The organism is Flexivirga alba, assembly GCF_042661025.1.
Lineage (GTDB): Bacteria > Actinomycetota > Actinomycetes > Actinomycetales > Dermatophilaceae > Flexivirga > Flexivirga alba.
In genome coordinates this window covers 973,517-993,720 of record NZ_JBHSWH010000001.1, presented here as the reverse complement: position 1 = coordinate 993,720, position 20,204 = coordinate 973,517, and the positions used below count along the sequence as shown (strand labels likewise).

Annotated in this window: 24 protein-coding genes; 10 read left to right on the top strand and 14 right to left on the bottom strand. The window is 65.7% G+C overall.

Features of this window, described 5'->3' with window-relative positions; translation table 11 throughout:
• Positions 1-16: 16 nt before the first annotated feature.
• The 7 genes from ACFQDH_RS04900 to ACFQDH_RS04870 form a co-directional block, all read right to left on the bottom strand.
• Positions 17-937 (bottom strand): restriction endonuclease, encoded by a 921-nt coding sequence (locus tag ACFQDH_RS04900; RefSeq protein ID WP_382399028.1) that lies wholly within the window; start codon positions 935-937, stop codon positions 17-19.
• Positions 937-2,013, bottom strand: a complete 1,077-nt coding sequence (locus ACFQDH_RS04895) for a restriction endonuclease subunit S (RefSeq protein ID WP_382404808.1) — start codon at positions 2,011-2,013, stop codon at positions 937-939. Before ACFQDH_RS04895 ends, ACFQDH_RS04900 begins: the two co-directional genes overlap by 1 nt.
• Positions 2,014-2,096: 83 nt before the next feature.
• Positions 2,097-3,668 (bottom strand): class I SAM-dependent DNA methyltransferase, encoded by a 1,572-nt coding sequence (locus tag ACFQDH_RS04890; protein ID WP_382399026.1) that lies wholly within the window; start codon positions 3,666-3,668, stop codon positions 2,097-2,099.
• 122 nt (positions 3,669-3,790) lie between these two features.
• A complete protein-coding gene (locus ACFQDH_RS04885) occupies positions 3,791-4,480 on the bottom strand; it encodes an RES family NAD+ phosphorylase (protein ID WP_382399024.1) in 690 nt (229 codons plus the stop codon).
• Positions 4,481-4,483: 3 nt separating this feature from the next.
• The gene (locus ACFQDH_RS04880) at positions 4,484-4,879 is read right to left on the bottom strand and encodes a hypothetical protein (RefSeq protein WP_382399022.1); all 396 of its coding nucleotides are present in this window, start codon (positions 4,877-4,879) and stop codon (positions 4,484-4,486) included.
• Between the two features lie 163 nt (positions 4,880-5,042).
• Positions 5,043-5,270 carry an RNA-binding S4 domain-containing protein gene (locus ACFQDH_RS04875; protein WP_382399020.1) on the bottom strand — a complete coding sequence of 76 codons (228 nt, stop codon included), beginning with the start codon at positions 5,268-5,270 and terminating at the stop codon, positions 5,043-5,045.
• Positions 5,271-5,412: 142 nt separating this feature from the next.
• A complete protein-coding gene (locus tag ACFQDH_RS04870) occupies positions 5,413-5,895 on the bottom strand; it encodes a nucleoside deaminase (protein ID WP_382399018.1) in 483 nt (160 codons plus the stop codon).
• Between the two features lie 89 nt (positions 5,896-5,984).
• On the opposite strand from ACFQDH_RS04870, the gene ACFQDH_RS04865 reads away from it, so the two are divergent.
• From ACFQDH_RS04865 to ACFQDH_RS04855, 3 genes are all read left to right on the top strand, one after another.
• A complete protein-coding gene (locus tag ACFQDH_RS04865; RefSeq protein WP_382399016.1) occupies positions 5,985-6,497 on the top strand; it encodes a DUF4262 domain-containing protein in 513 nt (170 codons plus the stop codon).
• A 484-nt stretch (positions 6,498-6,981) separates the two neighbouring features.
• Entirely contained in the window at positions 6,982-7,287 is a 306-nt protein-coding gene (locus ACFQDH_RS04860) for a PadR family transcriptional regulator (protein ID WP_382399014.1), read from the top strand.
• Positions 7,284-8,036, top strand: a complete 753-nt coding sequence (locus ACFQDH_RS04855; RefSeq protein WP_382399012.1) for a hypothetical protein — start codon at positions 7,284-7,286, stop codon at positions 8,034-8,036. The genes ACFQDH_RS04860 and ACFQDH_RS04855 overlap by 4 nt, the downstream gene beginning before the upstream one ends.
• A gap of 36 nt (positions 8,037-8,072) precedes the next feature.
• Here the strand turns inward: ACFQDH_RS04855 and ACFQDH_RS04850 are convergent, their stop codons facing one another.
• A complete protein-coding gene (locus ACFQDH_RS04850; RefSeq protein ID WP_382399010.1) occupies positions 8,073-8,639 on the bottom strand; it encodes a DnaB-like helicase C-terminal domain-containing protein in 567 nt (188 codons plus the stop codon).
• A gap of 87 nt (positions 8,640-8,726) precedes the next feature.
• On the opposite strand from ACFQDH_RS04850, the gene ACFQDH_RS04845 reads away from it, so the two are divergent.
• Positions 8,727-9,278 carry a DoxX family protein gene (locus ACFQDH_RS04845; protein WP_382399008.1) on the top strand — a complete coding sequence of 184 codons (552 nt, stop codon included), beginning with the start codon at positions 8,727-8,729 and terminating at the stop codon, positions 9,276-9,278.
• A 111-nt stretch (positions 9,279-9,389) separates the two neighbouring features.
• Here the strand turns inward: ACFQDH_RS04845 and ACFQDH_RS04840 are convergent, their stop codons facing one another.
• The 4 genes from ACFQDH_RS04840 to ACFQDH_RS04825 are packed head-to-tail and all read right to left on the bottom strand — an operon-like array spanning position 9,390 to position 12,403.
• The gene (locus tag ACFQDH_RS04840) at positions 9,390-9,911 is read right to left on the bottom strand and encodes a VOC family protein (RefSeq protein WP_382399006.1); all 522 of its coding nucleotides are present in this window, start codon (positions 9,909-9,911) and stop codon (positions 9,390-9,392) included.
• Positions 9,908-11,431: an FAD-dependent oxidoreductase gene (locus ACFQDH_RS04835; protein WP_382399004.1), complete on the bottom strand. Its 1,524-nt coding sequence runs from the start codon at positions 11,429-11,431 to the stop codon at positions 9,908-9,910. Before ACFQDH_RS04835 ends, ACFQDH_RS04840 begins: the two co-directional genes overlap by 4 nt.
• Entirely contained in the window at positions 11,424-11,573 is a 150-nt protein-coding gene (locus ACFQDH_RS04830; protein ID WP_382399002.1) for a hypothetical protein, read from the bottom strand. The genes ACFQDH_RS04835 and ACFQDH_RS04830 overlap by 8 nt, the downstream gene beginning before the upstream one ends.
• Positions 11,570-12,403, bottom strand: coding sequence for a Gfo/Idh/MocA family protein (locus ACFQDH_RS04825; protein ID WP_382399000.1), 834 nt, complete (start codon positions 12,401-12,403; stop codon positions 11,570-11,572). The genes ACFQDH_RS04830 and ACFQDH_RS04825 overlap by 4 nt, the downstream gene beginning before the upstream one ends.
• An 81-nt stretch (positions 12,404-12,484) precedes the next feature.
• On the opposite strand from ACFQDH_RS04825, the gene ACFQDH_RS04820 reads away from it, so the two are divergent.
• Complete coding sequence (locus tag ACFQDH_RS04820) at positions 12,485-13,393, top strand: DMT family transporter (protein WP_382398998.1); 909 nt, start codon at positions 12,485-12,487, stop codon at positions 13,391-13,393.
• A gap of 179 nt (positions 13,394-13,572) precedes the next feature.
• Here ACFQDH_RS04820 and ACFQDH_RS04815 read toward each other — a convergent pair whose 3' ends face one another.
• On the bottom strand, positions 13,573-14,172 hold the full coding sequence (locus tag ACFQDH_RS04815) for a TetR/AcrR family transcriptional regulator (protein ID WP_382398996.1): 600 nt from the start codon (positions 14,170-14,172) through the stop codon (positions 13,573-13,575).
• A 346-nt stretch (positions 14,173-14,518) separates the two neighbouring features.
• On the opposite strand from ACFQDH_RS04815, the gene ACFQDH_RS04810 reads away from it, so the two are divergent.
• From ACFQDH_RS04810 to ACFQDH_RS04795, 4 genes are all read left to right on the top strand, one after another.
• Positions 14,519-15,682, top strand: coding sequence for an epoxide hydrolase family protein (locus ACFQDH_RS04810; protein ID WP_382398994.1), 1,164 nt, complete (start codon positions 14,519-14,521; stop codon positions 15,680-15,682).
• A 67-nt stretch (positions 15,683-15,749) separates the two neighbouring features.
• Positions 15,750-17,711 carry an FAD-dependent monooxygenase gene (locus tag ACFQDH_RS04805; RefSeq protein ID WP_382398992.1) on the top strand — a complete coding sequence of 654 codons (1,962 nt, stop codon included), beginning with the start codon at positions 15,750-15,752 and terminating at the stop codon, positions 17,709-17,711.
• A gap of 11 nt (positions 17,712-17,722) precedes the next feature.
• On the top strand, positions 17,723-18,337 hold the full coding sequence (locus ACFQDH_RS04800) for a PadR family transcriptional regulator (protein ID WP_382398990.1): 615 nt from the start codon (positions 17,723-17,725) through the stop codon (positions 18,335-18,337).
• On the top strand, positions 18,334-18,804 hold the full coding sequence (locus tag ACFQDH_RS04795) for a group II truncated hemoglobin (RefSeq protein WP_382398988.1): 471 nt from the start codon (positions 18,334-18,336) through the stop codon (positions 18,802-18,804). Before ACFQDH_RS04800 ends, ACFQDH_RS04795 begins: the two co-directional genes overlap by 4 nt.
• A gap of 5 nt (positions 18,805-18,809) precedes the next feature.
• Here the strand turns inward: ACFQDH_RS04795 and ACFQDH_RS04790 are convergent, their stop codons facing one another.
• Entirely contained in the window at positions 18,810-19,427 is a 618-nt protein-coding gene (locus tag ACFQDH_RS04790; protein WP_382398986.1) for a TetR/AcrR family transcriptional regulator, read from the bottom strand.
• A gap of 86 nt (positions 19,428-19,513) precedes the next feature.
• Between ACFQDH_RS04790 and ACFQDH_RS04785 the strand changes: the two genes are divergently transcribed.
• Positions 19,514-20,137, top strand: coding sequence for an NADPH-dependent F420 reductase (locus tag ACFQDH_RS04785; protein ID WP_382398984.1), 624 nt, complete (start codon positions 19,514-19,516; stop codon positions 20,135-20,137).
• The last annotated feature ends 67 nt before the right edge of the window (positions 20,138-20,204 follow it).

The window sequence follows — 20,204 nt, the reverse complement described above, 5'->3', positions numbered from 1 at the left end:
GAACCTTGAGGTCGACCTACTCGAAGAAGTCCTCGTCGATCTCGACGATCTGGATCGTCTGCTTGACCTGGACACCGACGCCGTACCGAATCATCAATCGGGCGAGTCGATTTCCGTCGATCAGCACAATCCGGGTCGGCACCTGCTCGGCAAAGATGGTTGCTTCGCGACTGAAGCGACTGGTGGTGATGAAGACGCCCTGGTTCGCCTGGTTGCCGGCGAGTGCACCCGCGAATCCTTGGATTGCCGGGCGGCCGACGAGGTTTTCCGGCGCATACCGTTTCGCCTGCACGTAGATACGGCTCAGGCCGAGCGCGTCCTGATCGACGATGCCGTCGATGCCGCCGTCGTTAGACAGCTGGGTGCGCGTCGCCGATCCTTCTGCGCCGCCGTAACCCATCGCCATCAGTAGATCGAGGACTGCCTGCTCAAAGAAGACAGGCTCTTGCTCAAGGATTCGAGTGAGGAGTTGGTCCGCGACATCGGCATGGATGCGAGCAACACCCGAGGCGATCTGCTCCTCCGGGTCGAGCGTCGTCTCCGTCTCGGCGTTGGCGGTCACGTCCGAGGCTGACCGTATTGTGGGAAATGCCTTGAATGTGTTCGGTGCGTCCGGGATCCCAGAGAGAGCGCGAAGGTCCTTCTCCCGAATGCCATCCGGGTGCGCTGCCAGCAGTTTCCGACCGACCTCGGTGATCTGGTGACGGCCGCGGGAAGGACGCTCGGTGGCGCCGGCGCGCGCGAGGTACGACAGTGCCCAGTTGCCTCGATTGACCCATTGCTGTTGGCCAGAGGGGATGAGTATGTGCCGCTGTGCATCGGTGAGATCAAGGAGATCGCCAGCGGCTTCGACGATCTCTCGAGTGCGGTGCACTTCCCCATCGGAGAGGTATTGCAAGGAGGGAGCCATGTATTGCTCCCAGATCGGCACCGACATCACAAGCCTCCTCTGAAGGCACGGGACTGGAGCGATGCGAAGAGTTCGTCATCTGCCGCGACAGCACGTTGTATGGCGGCGCGCTGCGCGTTCACGCTCTCGACTCGCTTCGCGAACACTTCCTGGGCCGCGAGGGGAAGAATCGGTATCGGCATCGCCTTGATGATGCCCATGTTGAGCCCGTCCATGATCGATCCCTTGGTCTGGCGTCGCAGGTGAGCGAGCGAGTCGGGGTGCCAGAGGAATGCTCCGCGAAGGAACGTCGGGTGGAGACGCGCGGATTCCGGCGTGATTGCACAGATGTGCTTGGTGTTGATCGCAGTCGGAATGTCGTCTGGAACCACCACGCACCGCCCCGTCGTTCCCATGATGCTGATGAGGACGTCGCCCGGGCTCACTGTGTAGCGCTTCAACGTTTCGTACTTGACCGGGGTAATGAAGCGACGTTCGGCCCAGCGGAACTCGTTACCCACCACATTGTCGAGGCCTAGTACGGCGATTCCCTCTTCCACGAACTCGCTGTGCAGCAATTGGCTGCCGAACGGTCCGGTGCGGATCTTCGACGCCTCCGCTGCGACAGTGGACGTCGCGCGAAGGTCGCCGAATATGTCGTGGAAGATCGACTGGCTCAGAGAGTCGAGGTGTGCGAGGACCTGGCGGCGCTTGGCGCGAAGGGCGTCGGCGTGGTCGAGGATCGCGGCGATGCGGCGCTGCTCGGGGAGGGGTGGGACTGGGATCGCGAGTTCTTCGAAGAACGCCGTTGGTACTCGTCGTTGGCCACCGCTGCCAGTCATGCGGAGCTCGCCTGCGGCCCGCACTCGAGGTTGGCGGAGAAAGTGCAGCAGGTATCGGTCGTGCAACTGTTCTGTCGGGCGCACGACATGGAACTCGGTCGAGCCGACCCCAACCGCGTGGTCAAGTTCGGCCTGCCCGACCTTGCCGTTTTCCCAACAAGGTGTGATCTTCGCGGCGAGTACGTCACGGTCACGGAAGACTGTGTAACCCTTCGAGACTTCGCCAAAAGGACGGGTAGTTAGGGGGATCGCACGAGCTTGCTCCGCGTTGAGCTCAGCCATGCCAACGAAGGACACCGGCTCGTCGTCAGCGCGCCTCCCGCCTCGCGGGTTGATCATCGCAACGTCGGCCAGCCGCGCAGTCTTCACGACAGCATCGCCTTCAACTCGGCGAGGCCCTTGGTGATGTCCTTGTCGAGAGCCTCGATGTCGGCGATGACGTCGAGTGGGGCGCGGTGCTCGACCTCGTCATACTCGATCTCCTTGTAACGGTTCAGGGAGAGGTCGTAGCCCTGGGCGACGATGTCGGCCTTGGGGACGAGGAAGGATTGGTCGGTGCGGGTGCGGGAGTGCTCGGACCAGGGTGCCTCGGTCTCGATACGCCGATCTTCGTCCCTCAGATCTGCTACTCGACCAGCTTGAGGGACGGTTTCGATACGGGCTCCTCCGCTTCGTTCCTCCGCCCTACTCAACCACCTTTGGAGGACGTCGGGGAGGTCGTTGGCTTCGATTGGATTGCGTTTGTCATCAAGGGAATAGCCGTCGGCGCGGACGTCGTAGAACCAGACGTCGTCGGTGCCGCCGGAGTCGGTCTTGGTGAAGAAGAGGATGGCGGTGGAGACACCGGCATACGGGCGGAACACACCGGACGGCAGCTTTACGACGGCGTCGAGTTTTTGGTCCTCGACCAGGGTCCGGCGCAACTCCTTGTGAGCCTTCGATGAGCCGAAGAGCACTCCGTCGGGGACGATGACCGCCGCGCGGCCGCCGGGCTTGAGCAGCTTCAGGAAGAGCGCGAGGAAGAGCAGCTCGGTCTTCTTGGTCTTGACCACCCGCTGCAGGTCCTTGGAGGTCGACTCGTAGTCGAGCGACCCGGCGAAGGGTGGGTTCGCCAGGATCAGCGAATAGCGCGCCTCGTCGGCGGCCGCGCCTTCCGAGAGCGAGTCGCGGTAGCGGATGTCTGGCGCTTCGATGCCGTGCAGCAGCATGTTCATCGAGCCGATCCGCAGCATCACGTTGTCGAAGTCGTAGCCGTGAAACATGCTGCGGTGGAAGTGGTTTCGCTGCGTGGCATCGGTCAGCGCGGAGGGGTGCTCGGAGCGGACGTACTCGGATGCGGCCACCAGGAAGCCCGCCGTGCCGCAGGCCGGGTCACAGATCTCGTCGGTCGGAGTCGGTGCCGTCATACGCACCATCAGGTCGATGATGTGCCGAGGCGTGCGGAACTGCCCGTTCTGGCCGGCGCTCGCGATCTTGGACAGCATGTATTCGTAGAGGTCGCCGTTGGTGTCCCGGTGCTCCATCGGGACGTCGTCCAACAGGTCGACGACCTTGGACAGCAACGCCGGCGTGGGAATGGTGAAGCGGGCGTCCTTCATGTGATCGGAGTAGGTCGAGTCGTCGCCGCCGACCTGCTCGCCATACTTCTGCAGGAACGGAAAGACTTCGGTGGCAACGGTTTTGAACATCACATCGGCGTCGAGGTTCTTGAAGTGACTCCACCGCAAGTGGGTCTGACCAGGGAGGAACTTCGCGTCCTCGATCGGCCCGCCGGTGATGCGGGCCTTCTTCTCGGCGACGGTCTGCAGGTCGTCCAGGCGGCGCAGGAAGAGCAGGTAGGTGATCTGCTCGATCACCTCGAGCGGGTTGCTGATGCCGCCGGACCAGAAGGCGTCCCAGATACGGTCGATCTTGCTCTTGAGTTCCCCAGTGATCACACGGGGAACCTTAGTAGTGGCGCTTGCCGCTGGTGACGGCATCGTCGATCCTCCTGCGCGCCGGCCTCTCCAACGCAGCCGAGCAGGCTCTCAGACGGCACCGACAGGAACGACGACGTGCTTCACTGCGGGTGAATCGCGAGGCAGCTGCACGCCTCGTAGAACAAGGCGTCTTTGGGTACGTACTTGCTGACCACGTTTTCGAGGCGCACGCCATCGAAGATGGCCCAGCACTCGAGATTCTCAATCTTCGACAAGTACCGGATCCCGGAGTACAGGTAGTCCCCATCGCCGTCTTGCGCAAGATACGCCCACGTCGCAATCGCCCGAGTGACCCGGCGATCCTTGTCATCGCGGACGACCGAGATGTTCAGCTTCGGCACACCGAACCCGGCGAGATCACCAGCGAGTTCACGGTCGAGCGCACGGTGCGTACGAGGGTCCTCGATATCGACGAAGGGGAGCGCATCGGCGATCTGGAACGTCTTCATCCGGTGTGTGTCACGCCAGTTCGCGGGAAGATTTCCCAAAACCATCTGATCTGGTTGAAGGCGCTGCACGGCAGCGATGGTCTCAGTGTGTGGGGTGAATTTCTGCAGTGTCTCCAGGAGAGCCGCTTTCGGTTTGGTGGCGGCGTACGTGACGCCGCCACCAAGCACGTCGAAGCGGTTGCCGGCCTCCGGGTCGGCATCGACGTCAGGCGAGATCTCCGAGAAGTAAATGGTGTCTGAAGGTCGTCCCACGCGGTGCAGAAGTTCCGGTGCCGTGCGGGTGATGAGACCGTAAGAGTCGGGCGCGTCTCTCCTCGCCACCGGTCATCCGCCTTGTTGAAACTCTGTCGCTGCGGCGAGGACAGCGCGATCACGGTCGTTGATCAGTGCTTGCGCAGGACTGTCTTCGCCCAGGTATGGATTTGCACCGATGAACCACGCACGGATGGTGTGCCGCTCTTCGACAGAGGACAACTCGGTGAAGATTCGGAACGCAAGGCGGACCTTGCGTTCGGACTCGATGTTTGGGTTACGCGCTTTGCCGGAGGCCCATCGGCTGACGGTCTCCGGGCTTACGCCGGCAATGTGAGCGACCAGCTGGCTGCCCAAGGCTTCGCTCAGCACGCTAACTGCCTGGGCCCAGGGGGCGACCGTTGCCGGGCGGTGGGCTGTGGAGCGCTCCTTGATCAGGTCCGATGTATCGGAAGTGGTAGCGGGCATGTGGCATCGTCTCCTTGGTGAGTCAGGTACAGATCATACTCATATCAACATGAGATCATGCTCAATCGTTCCGTGAATGCTCGTCGGAGACGTGGCAGCCCGTGCAAAGCGGGGATGTTGCCTCGCCGCCGATCTCGCTACGTGCACCCAGGCCGCACCGAAGTTACGGCCGCGCGGTCACCTGCACCTGCTGCCCGGCGAAGGAGACGACATCCCCGGGGCGGACCTGCCGTCCGCGGCGGGTGTCGAATTCGCCGTTGACGGTGACCTCACCGGACATGATCACCTCACGCGCGGTCGCGCCGTCATCGACGAGGTTCGACAGTTTCAGCAGCTGCCCGAGTCGGATGCTGTCGTCGCGGATCTCGATGTCGATCGGCTCGGCGTTCATGGTCGGCAAGGCTAGCTGTCTGTCATCACCCGTCCGGTTCTCGCTGCAGATCAGAGAGTCCTTCACGGGACAGCGGCACACCTTGTTGCAGGGCATCGAAGATCGGCCGCGTCGCTCCACTTATGAGTGAGCAACTGCCGGGTCATGAGCCGATCGCGCGTCGGTGATGAAGCTCGCGCATTGGGCCTTCGAACTGCGGCGCTGGACCGTCGACGGGTACGCCGGGTGCGATCTCCGCGATGGCCAAGGGTCGGACCGGGGAGGCTGGCAAACCCCAGTCGGTGCGCCAGGCGGTCAGCTGGGCAGAGGACACCGCATAGACGATCCGCCCGAGGCCGACCCAGCCATGGGCGGCGGAGCACATCGGGCAGTGCTCGCCGGAGGTGTAAACCGTTGCGGCAGCTCGTTGCTCGGGGGTGAGGTGCTCGACAGACCACTGGGCGATCGCCAGCTCCGGATGACGAGTCTCGTCTCCATCTTTGACCCGGTTGCGGTCCTCGAACCGGACGGCTCCCGCTGCGTCGACCAGCAGTGATCCGAACGGTTCGTCACCGTCGTCAAGCGCCTCGCGGGCCAATTCCACACAGCGCCCGAGGTGGGCAACGTCGACGTCGTTGAGAGCCATGAATGCATCACACCACGGGAAGGCCGCTGATCGGCAAGGGTGTCATAGCACATCCGTACGATGCCGCCATACGATCTAGGGAGATTGACATGACTGACATTCAGATCCAGGCCTGGCTCGATCAGGAGGACGCGATGGTGCGCGACTGCGTCCGAGAGCACGGCTGCTTCTTGCAATACGTGTTTGCCTCGCCAGGGCCGGAGTCGACGAGCTTCTGCTACTCGACGGGGCTGTTCGGTCTCGGACATCCGGAGCTGATCGTCTTCGGTCTCGACCAGCGATCGGCGGCAGGGATGCTCAACTGGTGTTTTGCCAGGGTCAAGGAGGGCAATGACTTGATGGAGGGGGAGATCCTTGAGTTCGGCGACGGGCGCGGCCGGGCACACGTCGAGGTGTTCCCCAACCCCGGCGACGCGCTCTTCGGTGCCAACCGGTTCTACCAGCGCCCGTCGACGGCCTCGGTGCCGGCATACCAGCTGACCTGGGACGTTGACGGCGCCTTCCCGGGCGAGCCTGGCTACCCCTACGACGAGCACCGGCAGCCGCGGCCGGGCACCTTCGTCAACAACGTGAGCGGCGACTGCGGGTGCGGATCCTGCTGATGTCTCAGGGATTTCGTCAGGTGGTGACTACCCGCTCGTCGATGAGTCGCCCTGCACCGCGCGGCCTCGTGGCATCAGTGCTCCAGAAGTTCATACACCTACGGGAGATCCAAATGATCGAATCAACTTCGTCCTGATCGATGGCAGATCCGCCTCGACTGGCGGGTGCTGGTCGGCTCACGCATGCGCGGTGGGAGGCGGGGATGACCGACGTGTCAATTTTTTGCGGATTCGTTGACACGATTCTCGGATATGCCAACTTTCATGACACGAGTCGGGCGCGCTCGACCTGCCGAGGAAGAAGGCTCAGGCCGGAGTCATCAACTGCGATACGCGCCCGGTCGAGGGCCGATCTGAGCGCCGACCTGCCAGTAGGTCACCGTGGTCATTGCGCTGTCATGTCGGCGATGGTACGCACAACGTAGTACGTGTCAAGTAGTCTGTTCCTCGTACTCCGCTTGTGACGGAAGGAGGCGATCGGACAGTGCACAGCAATGACGCACAGCTGCTGGTGCTCACCGTGCTCGCGGAGTCGGCCGCCCATGGCTATGCGATCAACGCCGCGATCGAGCAGCTCACCGGCGAGCGGCTCGGGCCGGGAAGTTTGTATGGCGCACTCACGCGCCTCGAGGCGCGCGGACTGATCGAGCCCGACGATCCCGAGGAGGGCGGGCGTGCTCGCACCATGCGGATCACCGACGCCGGGCGGGAGGCGCTGCGCGCGCAGCTGACGCAACTGGCGCGGATCTCGTCGGTCGGCCTGCGGGCCCTCGGCGAGGCGACGACATGAACGTCCCGGACGCGCTCACTGCCCTCTATCCGCCTGCGGTCCGGCAGCGCTGGGGCGACGAATTGACCTGTGAGGTAAGAGAATCCGGTCCGAAGGCGTGGGGTGACACCGTCGTGGGAGCCGCCCGGCTGTGGCTGCACCCACGCGACTGGCCGGAGCTGGTGGCCGGCCATACCTGTGCAGTTCTGACCTGCGCGCTCGCCGCCGTCACAGCCGCAGCCGCCCTCCTGGTGCGCGCCGCCGAGCCGTCGCACTACCTGACCGGTGACCCCGCGCGACCGGCGACGAGCGCCTGGCTGGTGCTGGTCGTCGCCGGCGTGGTGCTGGCCGCGCCGCGGCCGCGACTCGACCTTCAGGGTGTGCGGCGGCTCGCCGCGATGGCGGTACGGGAGCTGACGGCTCCGGCGTGTCTCGCGGTCGTCCTCTGGCTGATCGCCAACAGCACAGTTGCATCCCACCCGACCGGTCCGGCCCGCGTCGGCTTCATCGCGTTCTACTGGATCAGCCTGGCGTTCGGCGCTTTTCGGCTGTGTCGACTCATCGCGCGCATCGTCGCGATCAGTCGCCCGCCGAGCCGGCGCCGGATGTATGCCGCCCTGCCGCTCCTCGGCTCCGGCTCCGGCCTGGCGGCGGTCCAGAGCCAGCTGGGCACGACCCACGCGCCGACTGGCGTCGCAATCAGTGTGGCGCTCGCCGCGCGTGCCGCGGCAGTCTTCACTGCGGCTCGCAACTTCCGCCCCGCGTCCTGATTGCGGCTGCGGATCCTGCTGACGTCTCAGGGGTCGTCAGGAGGTGACCACCCGCTCGTCGATGAGTCGCTCGTGCACCGCGCGGCCGTCGGGGTCGTAGCGGCCGTGCTCGAAGTCCTTGGCCCGCGCAGGTCGTGCGCGCATCCGCCGCCCGGCGCCGAGGATCTCGCGGTCCGCCGCGGCGATCGCGACGACCGGCGCGCCGAGGTCGAGTGCCATGTCCTTGAGCCGCTCCGTCACGGCGGCGATGCGCTGGGTGTCGTCATAGCCGGCGTCGAGCGGAACCTTCTGCAGGTAGTCGATCACCACCATCGGCGGTTGCCCGTGCTCCTCGGCCAGTGCGTAGCTGATGCGCTGGATCTCATCCAAAGTCGTTGTGGCAACTGACGATTCGTGACTCGAAAGTCGATTCCCGTATGACGTCAGCGCGCCCAGCGCTGCGGAGCCGGCCGGCACGCCACGCCGCAACGTCGCGTCGGTGTCTGCGATCAGATCGCTCAGCGAGGTGAGTCGATCAGCGTTCCCCGCAGCGAAGTGCGACATGCCTGTCGTGCAGCACATCGTCCGGCCGGCGTCGCCGGAATCGCGGTAATCCTTCTGCACTCGTGTCGTTGCCCAACGGAGCCGAGGAACCTAGGGTGGTTGAGTATTCAATGAATGTTTGCAGCCGTTCAACCAGGAGGAACCACCATGCAACTCGCTCGTTTCGCCGCCCGCGCCGTGATCGGCGGATTGTTCTTCGGCCACGGCACCCAGAAGCTGATGGGCTGGTTCGGCGGCCCCGGACTGGAGGGCACCGACAAGATGATGGACGCGCTGCAGATGCATCCTCCGCGTCGCAACGCGCTCGCCGCAGGCGTTACCGAAGCGGGTGGCGGCGTGCTGCTGGCGACCGGGCTCGCGACCCCGCTGGCGGCCGCCAGCCTCACCGGCGTCATGGTGACGGCGATCCGGAAGGTGCACGCGCCCAAGGGCGTTTGGAACTCCAACGGCGGCTACGAATACAACGCAGTGCTCATTGCCGCCGTCGCCACTGTGGCCGAAGCCGGCCCGGGCAAGCTGTCGCTCGACCACGCTCTGGGGATCGAGCGCAAAGGCACCCGTTGGGCGTTGGGTGCGCTCGCGGTCGGAGTGGCCAGCTCGTTCGTGACGACTGAGCTGGGTCGCCGAGCGGCCGAGCGTCATACCGTGGAGCAGGCGAAGCCCGAGACGCCATCCGACGGACCCCAAACGGCCAGCTGAGCGGCCACGCTCAGTGACGCCGGCTACCAGTCACTGGCGTCGTCGAGCGTTGCCAGGCTAATGAACGAGACAACGAGACACCCTGACGTCATACGAGCTCGCCCATAGGTCTCAGTCCTGCCTGTAGTACTTCCGGTAGAGCGTGTGCCGGAAGACTTTGCCGCCCAAGGGCCCGAGCCACTTCAGGATCGGGCGCATGTGCCCGTTGTCGATCAGCTCGATCAGGTTGCCGTCCGGGTCCTTGACGAAGAAGAACGTGTGGCCCTTGGGTGACTGCTCGGGCGCGGTGAGGATCTCGACGCCCTTGCCGAGGAGATAGTCGTGCCACCGATCCGTGTCGCGGACGTTGAAGGACAGATGGGTGAGACCGGGCCGGTTCCACTCCACCTCCTGCCCGGGGCCGCTCGGCCGGAACTCGAAGACCTCGATAGTGGCCCCTCCGGGGACCCGGATCCAGCCGATCTTCAGCTCGGGGGCCGCGCTCTCGACACCGAAGAACGTGCGCAGCCGCTCGGGGTCGTGGTCGCAGTTGACTCCCACGACCGGGGCGCCGAAGACGTCGTTGTAGAACCGCACCGTGCGGTTGAAGTCTGCGACGGTGATGGCGACGTGGCTGAACGAGTGCACCTTCATGCGGAGCCTCCCAGGTCGGTGGCGAGTAGATGGTCGGCGACGCGCAACGTCTGGGCGATCACGGTGAGGCCGGGGTTGACGGCTGCCGAGGACGGGAAGAACGACGAGTCGGTGACGAAGAGATTCTCGACGTCGTGGGTTCGGCAGTAGAGGTCGAGCACTGACGTCCGGGGGTCCTCACCGAAGCGCAGCGTGCCGCATTGATGAGTGGTGTTCGCGTTCTTGAATCTGTGGCGTATGACGACCCAGGCGCCGAGACGCCGCATCATCTGTGCCGCCTCGCGGACCAGCTCGCGGTGCACCTGCAGGTTGTTGTGCCGGTAGTCCAGCCTGATCCGGCCATCCGGGGTGAGCGAAACGCGGTTCTCCGGATCAGGAAGATCCTCGGTCATGGCGAGCCAGTCGACGCCACGTTGTACCCAGGCCTCGGCCGCCCACATGGGCAGACCCGGCATGACCGCCTTGACGATTGCTGCATGCGCTCGCCCCTGCGACTGGATGTGCCCGAGCGGGTACGACCGGCCGTGGTCCGGGAGGTAGAAGTCGTTGATACCGACCGTCTTCTGGAACAACGTGGGATTGACCTGGAACGGGTGGAACGCCTCCATCATGGTGGAGACGTGGGCCATGTAATGGCGCCCCACAAGTCCCGAGCTGTTCGCCAGGCCGTCGGTATGCCGGTCAGTGCGACTGGCCAGCAGTAGAGCAGCGGAATTCACCGCGCCGGCCGCCAGGACGACCGTTCCCGCAGTGAGGTGCACTCGTTCGCCGCGACGGTTCACCTCCACGCCCGTGACGCGCCGGCCGGACGCGTCAGTCACCAGCCGGACAGCTCGCGCCCCGGTCCAGAGTTCGACGTTCTCGGACTCCAACGCCGGCGTCACCCCACAGGTATCGGCGTCGCTCTTGGCGCGCAACAAGCATGGAAAGGAGTTGCAGGTGTCGCACAGCAGACAGCCTCCCGGCTCCGCCGGGTTGATCAGCCCCAGGGGGAGCGGAAAGGCACCGACTCCGCGGGCAGCCAGCTGCTCCACGATCCGGGCCATGACCGGCTCGTGCGGCACCGCGGGATGGGGATAGGGCTTGCGGTCGGCCTCCGTCGGGTCGGCCCCCTTCTGGCCGTGCACCTCGTACAACTCCTCGGCGCGGTCGTACCACGGCGCGAGCGTCTGGTAGTCGATCGGCCAGGCGGGCGAAGTCCCGCCCGGGTACTCCACGGGATCGAAGTCCGACTCCCGCAGCCGGAACAGGGCCGCGCCCCAGAACTTGGTGTTACCGCCGACGTTGTAGTGCATGAACGGCACGAAGTCCTCGCCCTTGCGGTTCACCCACCGCTCATCGGTGCGGTAACGCCGCCGCCGCCATACCGCCGCGGGCTCCCAGTTCTCCTTCTCCTGCGGAACCCAGTCTCCGCGCTCCAACACCAGCACGCTGGCGTCGCGGCCGGCGAGGGCGCGGGCCATCGTCCCTCCGCCGGCGCCGCTTCCGATGATCACGACGTCGAAGTGCGGGTCAGCCACCGCAGACCTGCTCGACGAGTCGGTGATCGTCCAAAGCGCGCTCGAGACTCATCTGTGGCTGGCGGCCCGACGAGATCGCGGCTGCGAAGTCGAGGTACATCGCTCGGTAGCCCCGGATGTCACGCCAGCCCGGGTGGATCATCCGGGGAGACCGCGGGTGTGGACCATCACGGTGGCTCCGTTGGATTCGAAGGTGATCACGCCGCGTCGACCGTAGAGCTTCGAGACGCGCAGGCCACGCAGCAGCGAAGGCACCTCACGTGAGTAGAACAGTGCTCCCACTGCCCCGGTGTCGTAGTCGAAGGCGACGAGCTGGCTGCGGCCTCGCCGGTCTGACGCCGTCGTCCCCGAGGCACGCGAGGGACGGTGGCCACTGATCCGCACGATCCGCGGGCCCAGACTTCCGGCCAGGTGCAGCCAGTGCACCCCTTCCTCGAAGAATGCGTCGCCGCCCGCGAGCGTCTCGTCGTTGCGCCAGTCGGCTGCCCCCTTGGGTTTGTCGGCCACCGTGGTGAAGCTCGCCATCACCAGCTCGCCGATCGCGTCCTCCTTCAGCAGCCGCCGCAGGGTCACGGCCAGCGGCTTGTAGTGGTCGTTCTCTCCGACCAGCACGCCGACGCCTCGATCGTCGCGAGCCCGGCATACCTCGGCGTAATCGTCGGCGGTCAGGAAGGCCGGTTTCTCCACGAGCACGTGCTTTCCAGCGGCGATCCCCGCCAGGGCCAGCTCCCGGTGCCACCTCGGGGGCACCGCAACCACCACGACATCGATCCGCGGATCCCGGAGGGCAGCCTCGTAACCCTGGTATGCCGACTCGCCGCCATACCGGGCTCGAAACATCTCGGCGCGACTGATGTCGCGGCTCGCATAGCTCGGCACCCAGGTATCCCGCAGGGATCGGAGATGCCGGCTGTGCACCCCGGTGATGTAGCCGCACCCGAGGAACGCCACCCTCAAGGGGAAAGAACTCACCGGTCAATTTCCGGCCGACTCGTCACCGCTCGAACGTACCAAAACCATCCAGCTCGGTAGGTGTCTCCTACGATTGGCCGAATGACGGGACTGGCCGTGACCTGCGCGCTTCTCAGCGCGTTGACCGTGGCTTTCTCCACGTCGGTGCAGCACCACGCCGCGGAGCTCGCGCCGTCCAGCGTGACCGGCATCCGGGGCCTGCTCGGCCATCTCGCCCGGCGACCGTCCTGGCTGATCGGCCAGGCCCTCGGGACGGTCGCTCTGGTGATGCACGGCCTCGCGCTGCACTTCGGGCCCCTCGCGCTGGTCCAGCCGCTGGTCATCAGCGGGGTCATCCTCGCCGTCCCGGTGCGTGCTGCCATCTCCCGCATGCTGCCGGGAGGCCGGGAGATCGCCGCGGTGCTGCTCGCAGCCGGCGGACTGGCAACGCTGCTGGTCGTCTCCGCCCCGTCCGAGGGCAAGTATTCCGTGCTGGGACCCGTGGCGCTCCTGGTGGTTCTGGGCTGCCTGGCGGTTGCCGGCGCCGCCATCGCCTACGCACGCCGCATCCTCGATCCGACCGGTCGGGCTTTTCTGCTCGGCGGTGGTGCCGGGATCCTGTTCGCGCTCGTAGCGGTGCAGCTGAAGATGTGTCTCGCCGAGTTCGCGGACGGCGGCGCGACCGGGGTCCTGGCGAACTGGCCGGTCTACGTCCTGGTGGTGGCAGGGATCGGCGGTGTCGTGTGCAATCAGTTCGCCTACCGTTCGGCCCGGCTGTCTTCGTCGATGCCGGTTCTCAACGTCGTGGACTGCCTGCTGGCGTTGATCTTCGGCTACTTCGTCTTCCACGAGGTCCCTCGCCACTCCCCGGGCGTGATCGCGCTCGAGGGGTTGGCGCTGGTTGCGATGCTGGCAGGACTCTGGATCCTGGCCCGGGACGCTGCGATCGACCTGCGTGGCGGTCCAGGCCCGAAGCGGCCGGTGGCCCCGCAGCGCCAGGCTCACCAATAGGTGATGAGTCATGCAGCAGCTCCACTGATTCCTTGACAGCGGGGTCGAGCCCGATCGTGAGTCTGCGCTATCGGACCAGCTGATCCGCCGGGTGTTGGAGGGCGAAGCCGTTCTGCAGCCTGGTTGCGGAGGCGCGTTAGAGGCCAACACCGCGGTGTTCCGTGCCCTGGCGGCGCACCTCACGGTCGGGCGCTCGCCAGTTCCTTCGCGCGCGACTCCGGAACTCCCAGCATGAGAAGGCTGGTGACGGTTGCCGCGCGGACGCCGAGGGCGTCCGTCGCGAAGTCGCTGTCCGCGATCGAGAAGACGGCGGCATACGCGAGCTGGCTGAGGGTCTCCGCGGGCAGGTGCCGTCCGAAAGCCCGGCTGTCCTGGCCCCGCTGCACGAGATCGGCGAGGACGAGATCGACCGGTCCGAGCAGGGCATGGATCTCGTCGCCATACTCCCCGCGCCGGAGCGCCAACAGCACTTGGTAGCGGTGAGCCACCGGCCACAGGCGAGCGATGAAATCTGCCCACACTGCATCGGCCGCCCGGTCCGGGGAGTCGACCTCCGCGAGCACCGCGGCGATCTCATCGACGGCTCGTTGCGTGAGACTCCGCACGAGGTCGGCGCGGGTGGGGAAGTGCCCGTAGACGGTACGGCGGACCACGCCGGCTGCCGATGCGATTTCGGCCATGCTCGCGTCCGGGCTCCGCCCCAACACCTCGAGCGCGACATCCAGGATGCGGTCCCTGGTGGCGCGCACGGCGCGTGCGCGGGCGGATTCGGTCTGCACCTCCCGATGATTGCACAACCGTGCGCAACCAGCAGCCGACCCGAGCCCGTGGCTGCGGATGTTCCGCAACGCCCGCGTCCACGTGAGCTGACCGAGAGGAGCACCGAACGACCGAGCGGAGTACGGAATCACCCCAAATCCGTACTCCTGTCGGTCGGGTGCTACTCCTGTCGGTCGGGTGCTACTCCTCTCGGTCAGGAGAAGGTGCGGCCGGTCAGGGTCTCGTAGGCCTCGACATACTTCGCGCGCGTCTGCTCGACGGAATAGATTGCACACGCGTGTGCATTGCACATGGCAGTGCAACGAACCGCTGCACGGTGAGCCAGAAGTTCAGGAGAACACGGCCATGACCGCTTCATCGTCCGCAGCAGCGCCACTCGTCCGTCCGTTCACCGTCGCGATCCCGGACTCGGAGATCGACGACCTGAAGCAACGGTTGGCCAGGACCCGTTGGCCGGATCGGGAGACCGTTCCCGACTGGTCCCAAGGCGTCCGGCTCGAGAACGCCAGGTCGCTGACCAACTACTGGGAGCACGAATATGACTGGCGTCGCTTCGAATCCGAGCTCAATCGGCTCCCACAATTCCTGACCGAGATCGATGGACTCGACATCCACTTCATCCACGTCAGGTCCAAGAATCCGCACGCGATGCCGCTCATCCTCACCCACGGATGGCCAGGATCGATCGTTGAATTCCTGGAGCTGATCGGGCCACTCACCGACCCGGTGGCGTATGGCGGGAGCGTCGCGGACTCGTTCGACGTCGTCGTCCCGTCGCTGCCCGGCTTCGGTTTCTCCGCGAAGCCGACCCAGAGCGGGTGGACCGTTTCCCGTATCGCGGCGGCGTGGGCGGAGCTCATGAAGCGTCTCGGCTATGAGAAGTGGGTCGCTCACGGCGGTGATTGGGGCTCCGTCGTGACGACCGCCCTCGGCGCCATACAGCCCGAGGGCCTGCTCGGCATACACCTGAACTCGCAGTACGCGTTCCCCGCACGGCTACCCGACACCCTGTCGCCGGAGGAGCGCCACGCCGTGGACACCCTCGAGCTCTATACCGGTGATCTGGGCGGATCGAACCACCTGCAGGCAACCAAGCCCGAGACCGTCGGAGTTGCCTTGGCGGACTCACCGGCCGGCCAGGCGGCGTGGATCTACGAGAAGTTCCAATCCAAGACCGACAACGACGGGCTCGCCGAGGACGCACTCAGCATCGACGACATGCTCGACGCGATCTCGCTCTACTGGTTCACCAACAGCGCGGCGTCGTCCGCGCGCATCTATTGGGAGAACTACACCGGCTCTCTCGCCGGCCCCAAACTCACCTTGCCGGTCGCGGTCACTGTGTTTCCACGGGACATCCCACGCCTGCCACGCAGTTGGATCGAAGACACCTACAGCAACCTGATCCACTACGGCGAGGCCGGCAAGGGCGGACACTTCGCGGCTCTCGAGCAGCCCGAGACCCTGGTCGACGAACTGCGCACCGGCCTCAGGAGCCTGCGCTCGTAGAAGAGGCACCCGAGCCCACGTGTCGATGATCTGGTTAGATCATCACTAGTTATGTTATAACTAGAACATGAGCCAAGACATAGCGGTCCAGGCGGATCGATCGGAGACAAATGTCCAGGTGAGCCGGGAAGCGTTGCGGCGCTTGGGTTCCTGGTCCACCACCCGGCGCTACACAGTCCAGGGCGACAACGCGCGAATCGTGCTCGACCTTCGCGATTCGTGTCGCCGGTTCACCGAGGTCACCGTGATGGTCGACCTGGCGAAGACCGCCCTCATCCTGCTGGTGGATGAGGGCACCGAGGTGGACGATGCGATCCACTGGACCGGCCGCGGGAAGCTGAAGGACCGCTGGGGTCACGACACAGCGCAGTCGGGGACCGTGACGGTCTCCGGAGACGCTCGCGGTAGCGAGGTCCGCATCCATCGGGGCGGTATGGCGACCATGGAGGACCTGACCTCGCGCAAGCGTCTGATGGAGTTGCGGGAGCTCGAAGGTGCGACGGACGTCGAGCGGGTTCCGGTGCTGATCGTGGGTGGCGGCTACGCGGGGACTGCGATGGCAATGCTCTTGGCGCAGAACGGTATTCGGGCGTTGATGGTGGATCGTCACGACCAGCCGAGTGTGCAAGGGCGGGCCCGCGGCGTGAATCAGCGCACCATGGAGCTCTACCGAGCAGCGGGTGTGGACCGTCTGGTCGCCGAGCTGTCCGCGCCGTTCGTCGAGGATGCCGGCGTCGCCCGATGCGCGTCGTTGTCCGAGCCGTGGGAGTGGCTCTTCGATCCCGAGCCGGACCCGCGGCTGGAGACGATCAGCCCGAGCCGCTTCATCATGGCCGACCAAAGCACGGTCGAGCCGGTGCTGACCGCGCGAGCGCGGGAGCTCGGCGCGAGGATCGAACGCGGCGTCGTCGCGGAGCAGGTCACGGTCAGCGATTCCGGCGCCGAGGCGACCCTGCGGAAGGTCACTGACGGGACAGCCCGTCGGGTGCGATGCGACTACTTGGTCGCTGCCGATGGGTATGTCGGCGACCTGCGAGAAGCCCTCGGCATACAGCAGGAGGGGCAGTCGGACCCGCAGCATTGGGTCAGCATCGTCTTCGACGCGGACCTCGACGACCTCGTCGAGAAACGGGCGCTGTTCTGGATCGTGCTCAACGAGGAGCTCGGCTTCGCCGCGCTCACCACGACCGCCGACCGGACCCGGTGGAGCTTGGGGCTCGCCTTTGATCCGAAGACGACTCCGCTGGGTTCCTTCGACGCGGAGAGATGCACCGACCTGATCCGCACCGCGCTCGGCGACCCCGACCGGCCGCTGACGGTGGTGGATGTGACGCCGTGGCAGCAGGCGGTCGGAGTGGCTGCCGCCTACCGGCAGCAGTGCGCGTTCCTGATCGGCGACGCCGCCCATGTGTGGCCGCCCGCTGGTGCGATGGGCGCCAACTCCGGCATCCAGGACGCCCACAACCTCGCCTGGAAACTCGCGGCCGTGCTCGATGGGCGCGCGGACCCGGCGCTGTTGCACAGCTACGAGGACGAGCGGCGACCTGTTGCACAGGCTTTGGCCGACCTCACTGTGCGCCGCCAAGCCGCACGATTCGGCGGCGGTCTTGACGATGACGTCGACGACATCGTGTGCACCTTCGGTCAGCGGTACAACTCCGGCGCCGTCCTGGGCGCGGGGGACACTGTGCCGTTCACCGACGCGGTGGCAGGCGTCGCGGAGCCCGGTGCCCGGATGCCACACACCTGGATCGAAGCCGCGCATCGCACGAGCATCCTGGACCTGGCCGGCGACAGGTTCGTCCTTGCGGTCGCCGATCACGTCGACCAATGGCGCAGCCAACTTCAGCCCCACGGAGTCACGGTGCAGCAGGTCGATCCGCTCGTGCTTCCCGACGGCGCGCGTCCTGCACTGATCCGACCCGACGGGTATGTCGCCTGGATAGCCGACTCGTCCGCGCCGGACGCCGAGTCCGTCATACATTCGATGAATCAGGTGCTAGCACGCGGCGCTCAAACAGGAAGGTGACAAGGCCAGAGATGACGACCCCGGGCAAGAGCAGCATGAGACCGACGGCACTCGGCCTGGTCGTCCTCGGCATGCTCATCGAACAGCCCATGCACGTCTACCGGATGCAGAAGCTGATCAAGGAGCGCGGGAAGGACAAGGTCGTCAACGTCCGGCAACGCACCAGCCTCCACCAAGTCATCGACCGGCTCACCACTCACGGCCTGGTCGAGCAGGTCGGTGAGGGTGACGCATCGGAGAATTACCCGAGCCGTCGCAGCTACCGAATCACGCCGGCCGGAAGACAGACCGCGATCGACTGGCTGACGGCAATGGTCACTGAGGTGCCGGACGAGTTCCCGCAGCTCCCGGCGGCGCTGTCGGTGCTCACGATGGTTGCGCCGGACACCGCAGCCGAGTTGATCACCGCCCGCATCACCACGATCGAGCACACGCTCAACGAACTGCGATCCGAGCGCGGAGGGTATGAAGTTCCGCGCATCTACCTCCTAGAAGACGAATACCGCACGCGCGGCTTGGAATCCGAAGCCGCGTGGCTCGGCGAAGTGCGCCACGACATTGAGCGCGGCGAACTCACCTGGACGGCGCCAGACGCACCGCCATACGAACCAGAGGAACCGAAATGACGACGACCGACTCGTCCGGCGCGCCGCGCCCGACTCTCTACGAACACGCGGGTGGACGCCCGATGCTCCGGCAACTCGCCGAAGCGCAATACCGGCGCTGCCTGACCGACCCGATCCTGATCGAGATCTTCGGGACGGAGTCTCATCCGAGCCACGTTGATCAGCTGGCGGATTGGCTCACCGAGGTTCTCGGCGGCCCGCCGCTCTACACCGAACAACACGGTGGGCATGGCGGGCTGCTCAAGCGCCACGCGAACCTGGCAATCCAGGACCGGCACCGCGCACGGTTCGTCGAGGTGTTCATCGAAGCCGCTGACGAGGTCGGCCTACCCGCGGATCGCCAGTTCCGGCAACGCTTCCTGGACTATCTGGAGTGGGGCTCGAACATCGCCCAAGAGGTCTCACAGCCGGGCGCGGACACTTCCAGCAACGACCCGGTGCCGGTTTGGACCTGGGAACCTTCATAACCTCGTTACTGGGGACGCCCAGAAGAGCTGAGCCGCTCGATCAGGGTCTGCCAGCTGTCTTCCAGGGAGCCGACGCGCTTCGCGGTGGCCGGCGGCGGGCTGTATGACGCGAGCAGCAGCGGCCCGTCGAGAGCCAGCGCGAGTTGGATGGCGAGGTTGTCCACGTCGTCGATCCCCAGGTCGGCCTGCACGAGCAGCATCCGGACGTGGACCTGGGTGAACTCGACACCGGAGGCAGAGATCTGGCCGCCCGGTTCCACGGTGGCCTGCATGACCTTGAGGTGATCCATCAAGAAGGTGCTGCGCGCCCGGCCGTATGCGATCAGTCGCTGCACGGGGTCCGCGCCCGGTCCGAGCGGTGGCTCGCCCTGAATGACCGCGGTCTGGAAGGCGATCTCATCGGCTTCCAGGAGCGCGCGGAAGATCCCGGCCCGCGTGCCGAACGCGCGAAAGACCGTCCCCTTGCCGAGTCCGGCGCACTCCGCCAGGCCGTCCATCGTGATCCCTGCCGTGCCTCGTTCGGCGAGAACCTCGCGAGCGACGGCGATCAGGTGCTCCCGGTTGCGTACCGCGTCCGCGCGCCGGGGGCGCGGATTACCGAGCGGTATGACGGGAAGGCTCACGCAGTCAAAACTACGCGGAATATTAACCGGGGTATTCCCCGTTTAGCAGAGACAAGCAACATTCCGATCTCACAAGGAGACTGCGCATGAGCACCATCAGCATCATCGGCACCGGAAACATGGCCCGCGCCATCGGCACGCGGGCGCTGGCCGGCGGCAATGCCGTCGAGGTCATGGGCCGCGATCAGTCCAAGGTCGAGACGCTGGCCGAGACCCTCGGCGCCGGCGCGACGGCGGGGAAGTGGGGCGCCATACCGGCCGGCGGCGTTGTCATCACAGCTCTGCCGAATGCCGGCGTCGTCCCGGTCGTCACCGAGTATGGCGATGCTCTCGCGGGCAAGGTCATCGTCGACATCAGCAACCCCTTCAATGCGACATTGGACGGGCTGGCCAACACTGCGGAGACCTCGGTCGCACAGGAAGCAGCCAAGGTCGCCCCGGCCGGCGCCAGCGTGGTGAAGGCGTTCAACACCATCTTCCGGAACGTTCTGGAGACGGGGCAGCCCGACGTCTTCCTTGCCGGCGACGACGCGGACGCGAAGGCGAGCGTGGCGGCATTCGTCGTGAGCATCGGGCTGCGTCCGCGCGACGTCGGCGGCCTGAAGATGGCGCACTGGCTGGAAGGGCTGGGCCTGCTCACGGTGACGCTCGCCAACAATGGGATGGACCACTGGGACTTCGCTCTCGGCGTCGACGAGTTCACCGGCTGAGCGGGGCCACAGGCGACCGCCGTGGCGGTCGCCTGCTTTCTGCCTGCTGAAGACCGGTCGAAGCACC

What these genes read in the sequence shown, in the direction of transcription:
- ACFQDH_RS04805 (WP_382398992.1), top strand. Translation starts at nt 15,750, where the DNA reads ATGAGCCAAGACATAGCGGTCCAGGCGGATCGATCGGAGACAAATGTC.
- ACFQDH_RS04840 (WP_382399006.1), bottom strand. Translation starts at nt 9,911, where the DNA reads ATGAAGGTGCACTCGTTCAGCCACGTCGCCATCACCGTCGCAGACTTC.
- ACFQDH_RS04810 (WP_382398994.1), top strand. Translation starts at nt 14,519, where the DNA reads ATGACCGCTTCATCGTCCGCAGCAGCGCCACTCGTCCGTCCGTTCACC.
- ACFQDH_RS04820 (WP_382398998.1), top strand. Translation starts at nt 12,485, where the DNA reads ATGACGGGACTGGCCGTGACCTGCGCGCTTCTCAGCGCGTTGACCGTG.
- ACFQDH_RS04870 (WP_382399018.1), bottom strand. Translation starts at nt 5,895, where the DNA reads ATGGCTCTCAACGACGTCGACGTTGCCCACCTCGGGCGCTGTGTGGAA.
- ACFQDH_RS04785 (WP_382398984.1), top strand. Translation starts at nt 19,514, where the DNA reads ATGAGCACCATCAGCATCATCGGCACCGGAAACATGGCCCGCGCCATC.
- ACFQDH_RS04830 (WP_382399002.1), bottom strand. Translation starts at nt 11,573, where the DNA reads ATGATCCACCCGGGCTGGCGTGACATCCGGGGCTACCGAGCGATGTAC.
- ACFQDH_RS04875 (WP_382399020.1), bottom strand. Translation starts at nt 5,270, where the DNA reads ATGAACGCCGAGCCGATCGACATCGAGATCCGCGACGACAGCATCCGA.
- ACFQDH_RS04855 (WP_382399012.1), top strand. Translation starts at nt 7,284, where the DNA reads ATGAACGTCCCGGACGCGCTCACTGCCCTCTATCCGCCTGCGGTCCGG.
- ACFQDH_RS04895 (WP_382404808.1), bottom strand. Translation starts at nt 2,013, where the DNA reads ATGGCTGAGCTCAACGCGGAGCAAGCTCGTGCGATCCCCCTAACTACC.
- ACFQDH_RS04800 (WP_382398990.1), top strand. Translation starts at nt 17,723, where the DNA reads ATGACGACCCCGGGCAAGAGCAGCATGAGACCGACGGCACTCGGCCTG.
- ACFQDH_RS04900 (WP_382399028.1), bottom strand. Translation starts at nt 937, where the DNA reads ATGTCGGTGCCGATCTGGGAGCAATACATGGCTCCCTCCTTGCAATAC.
- ACFQDH_RS04795 (WP_382398988.1), top strand. Translation starts at nt 18,334, where the DNA reads ATGACGACGACCGACTCGTCCGGCGCGCCGCGCCCGACTCTCTACGAA.
- ACFQDH_RS04845 (WP_382399008.1), top strand. Translation starts at nt 8,727, where the DNA reads ATGCAACTCGCTCGTTTCGCCGCCCGCGCCGTGATCGGCGGATTGTTC.
- ACFQDH_RS04880 (WP_382399022.1), bottom strand. Translation starts at nt 4,879, where the DNA reads ATGCCCGCTACCACTTCCGATACATCGGACCTGATCAAGGAGCGCTCC.
- ACFQDH_RS04865 (WP_382399016.1), top strand. Translation starts at nt 5,985, where the DNA reads ATGACTGACATTCAGATCCAGGCCTGGCTCGATCAGGAGGACGCGATG.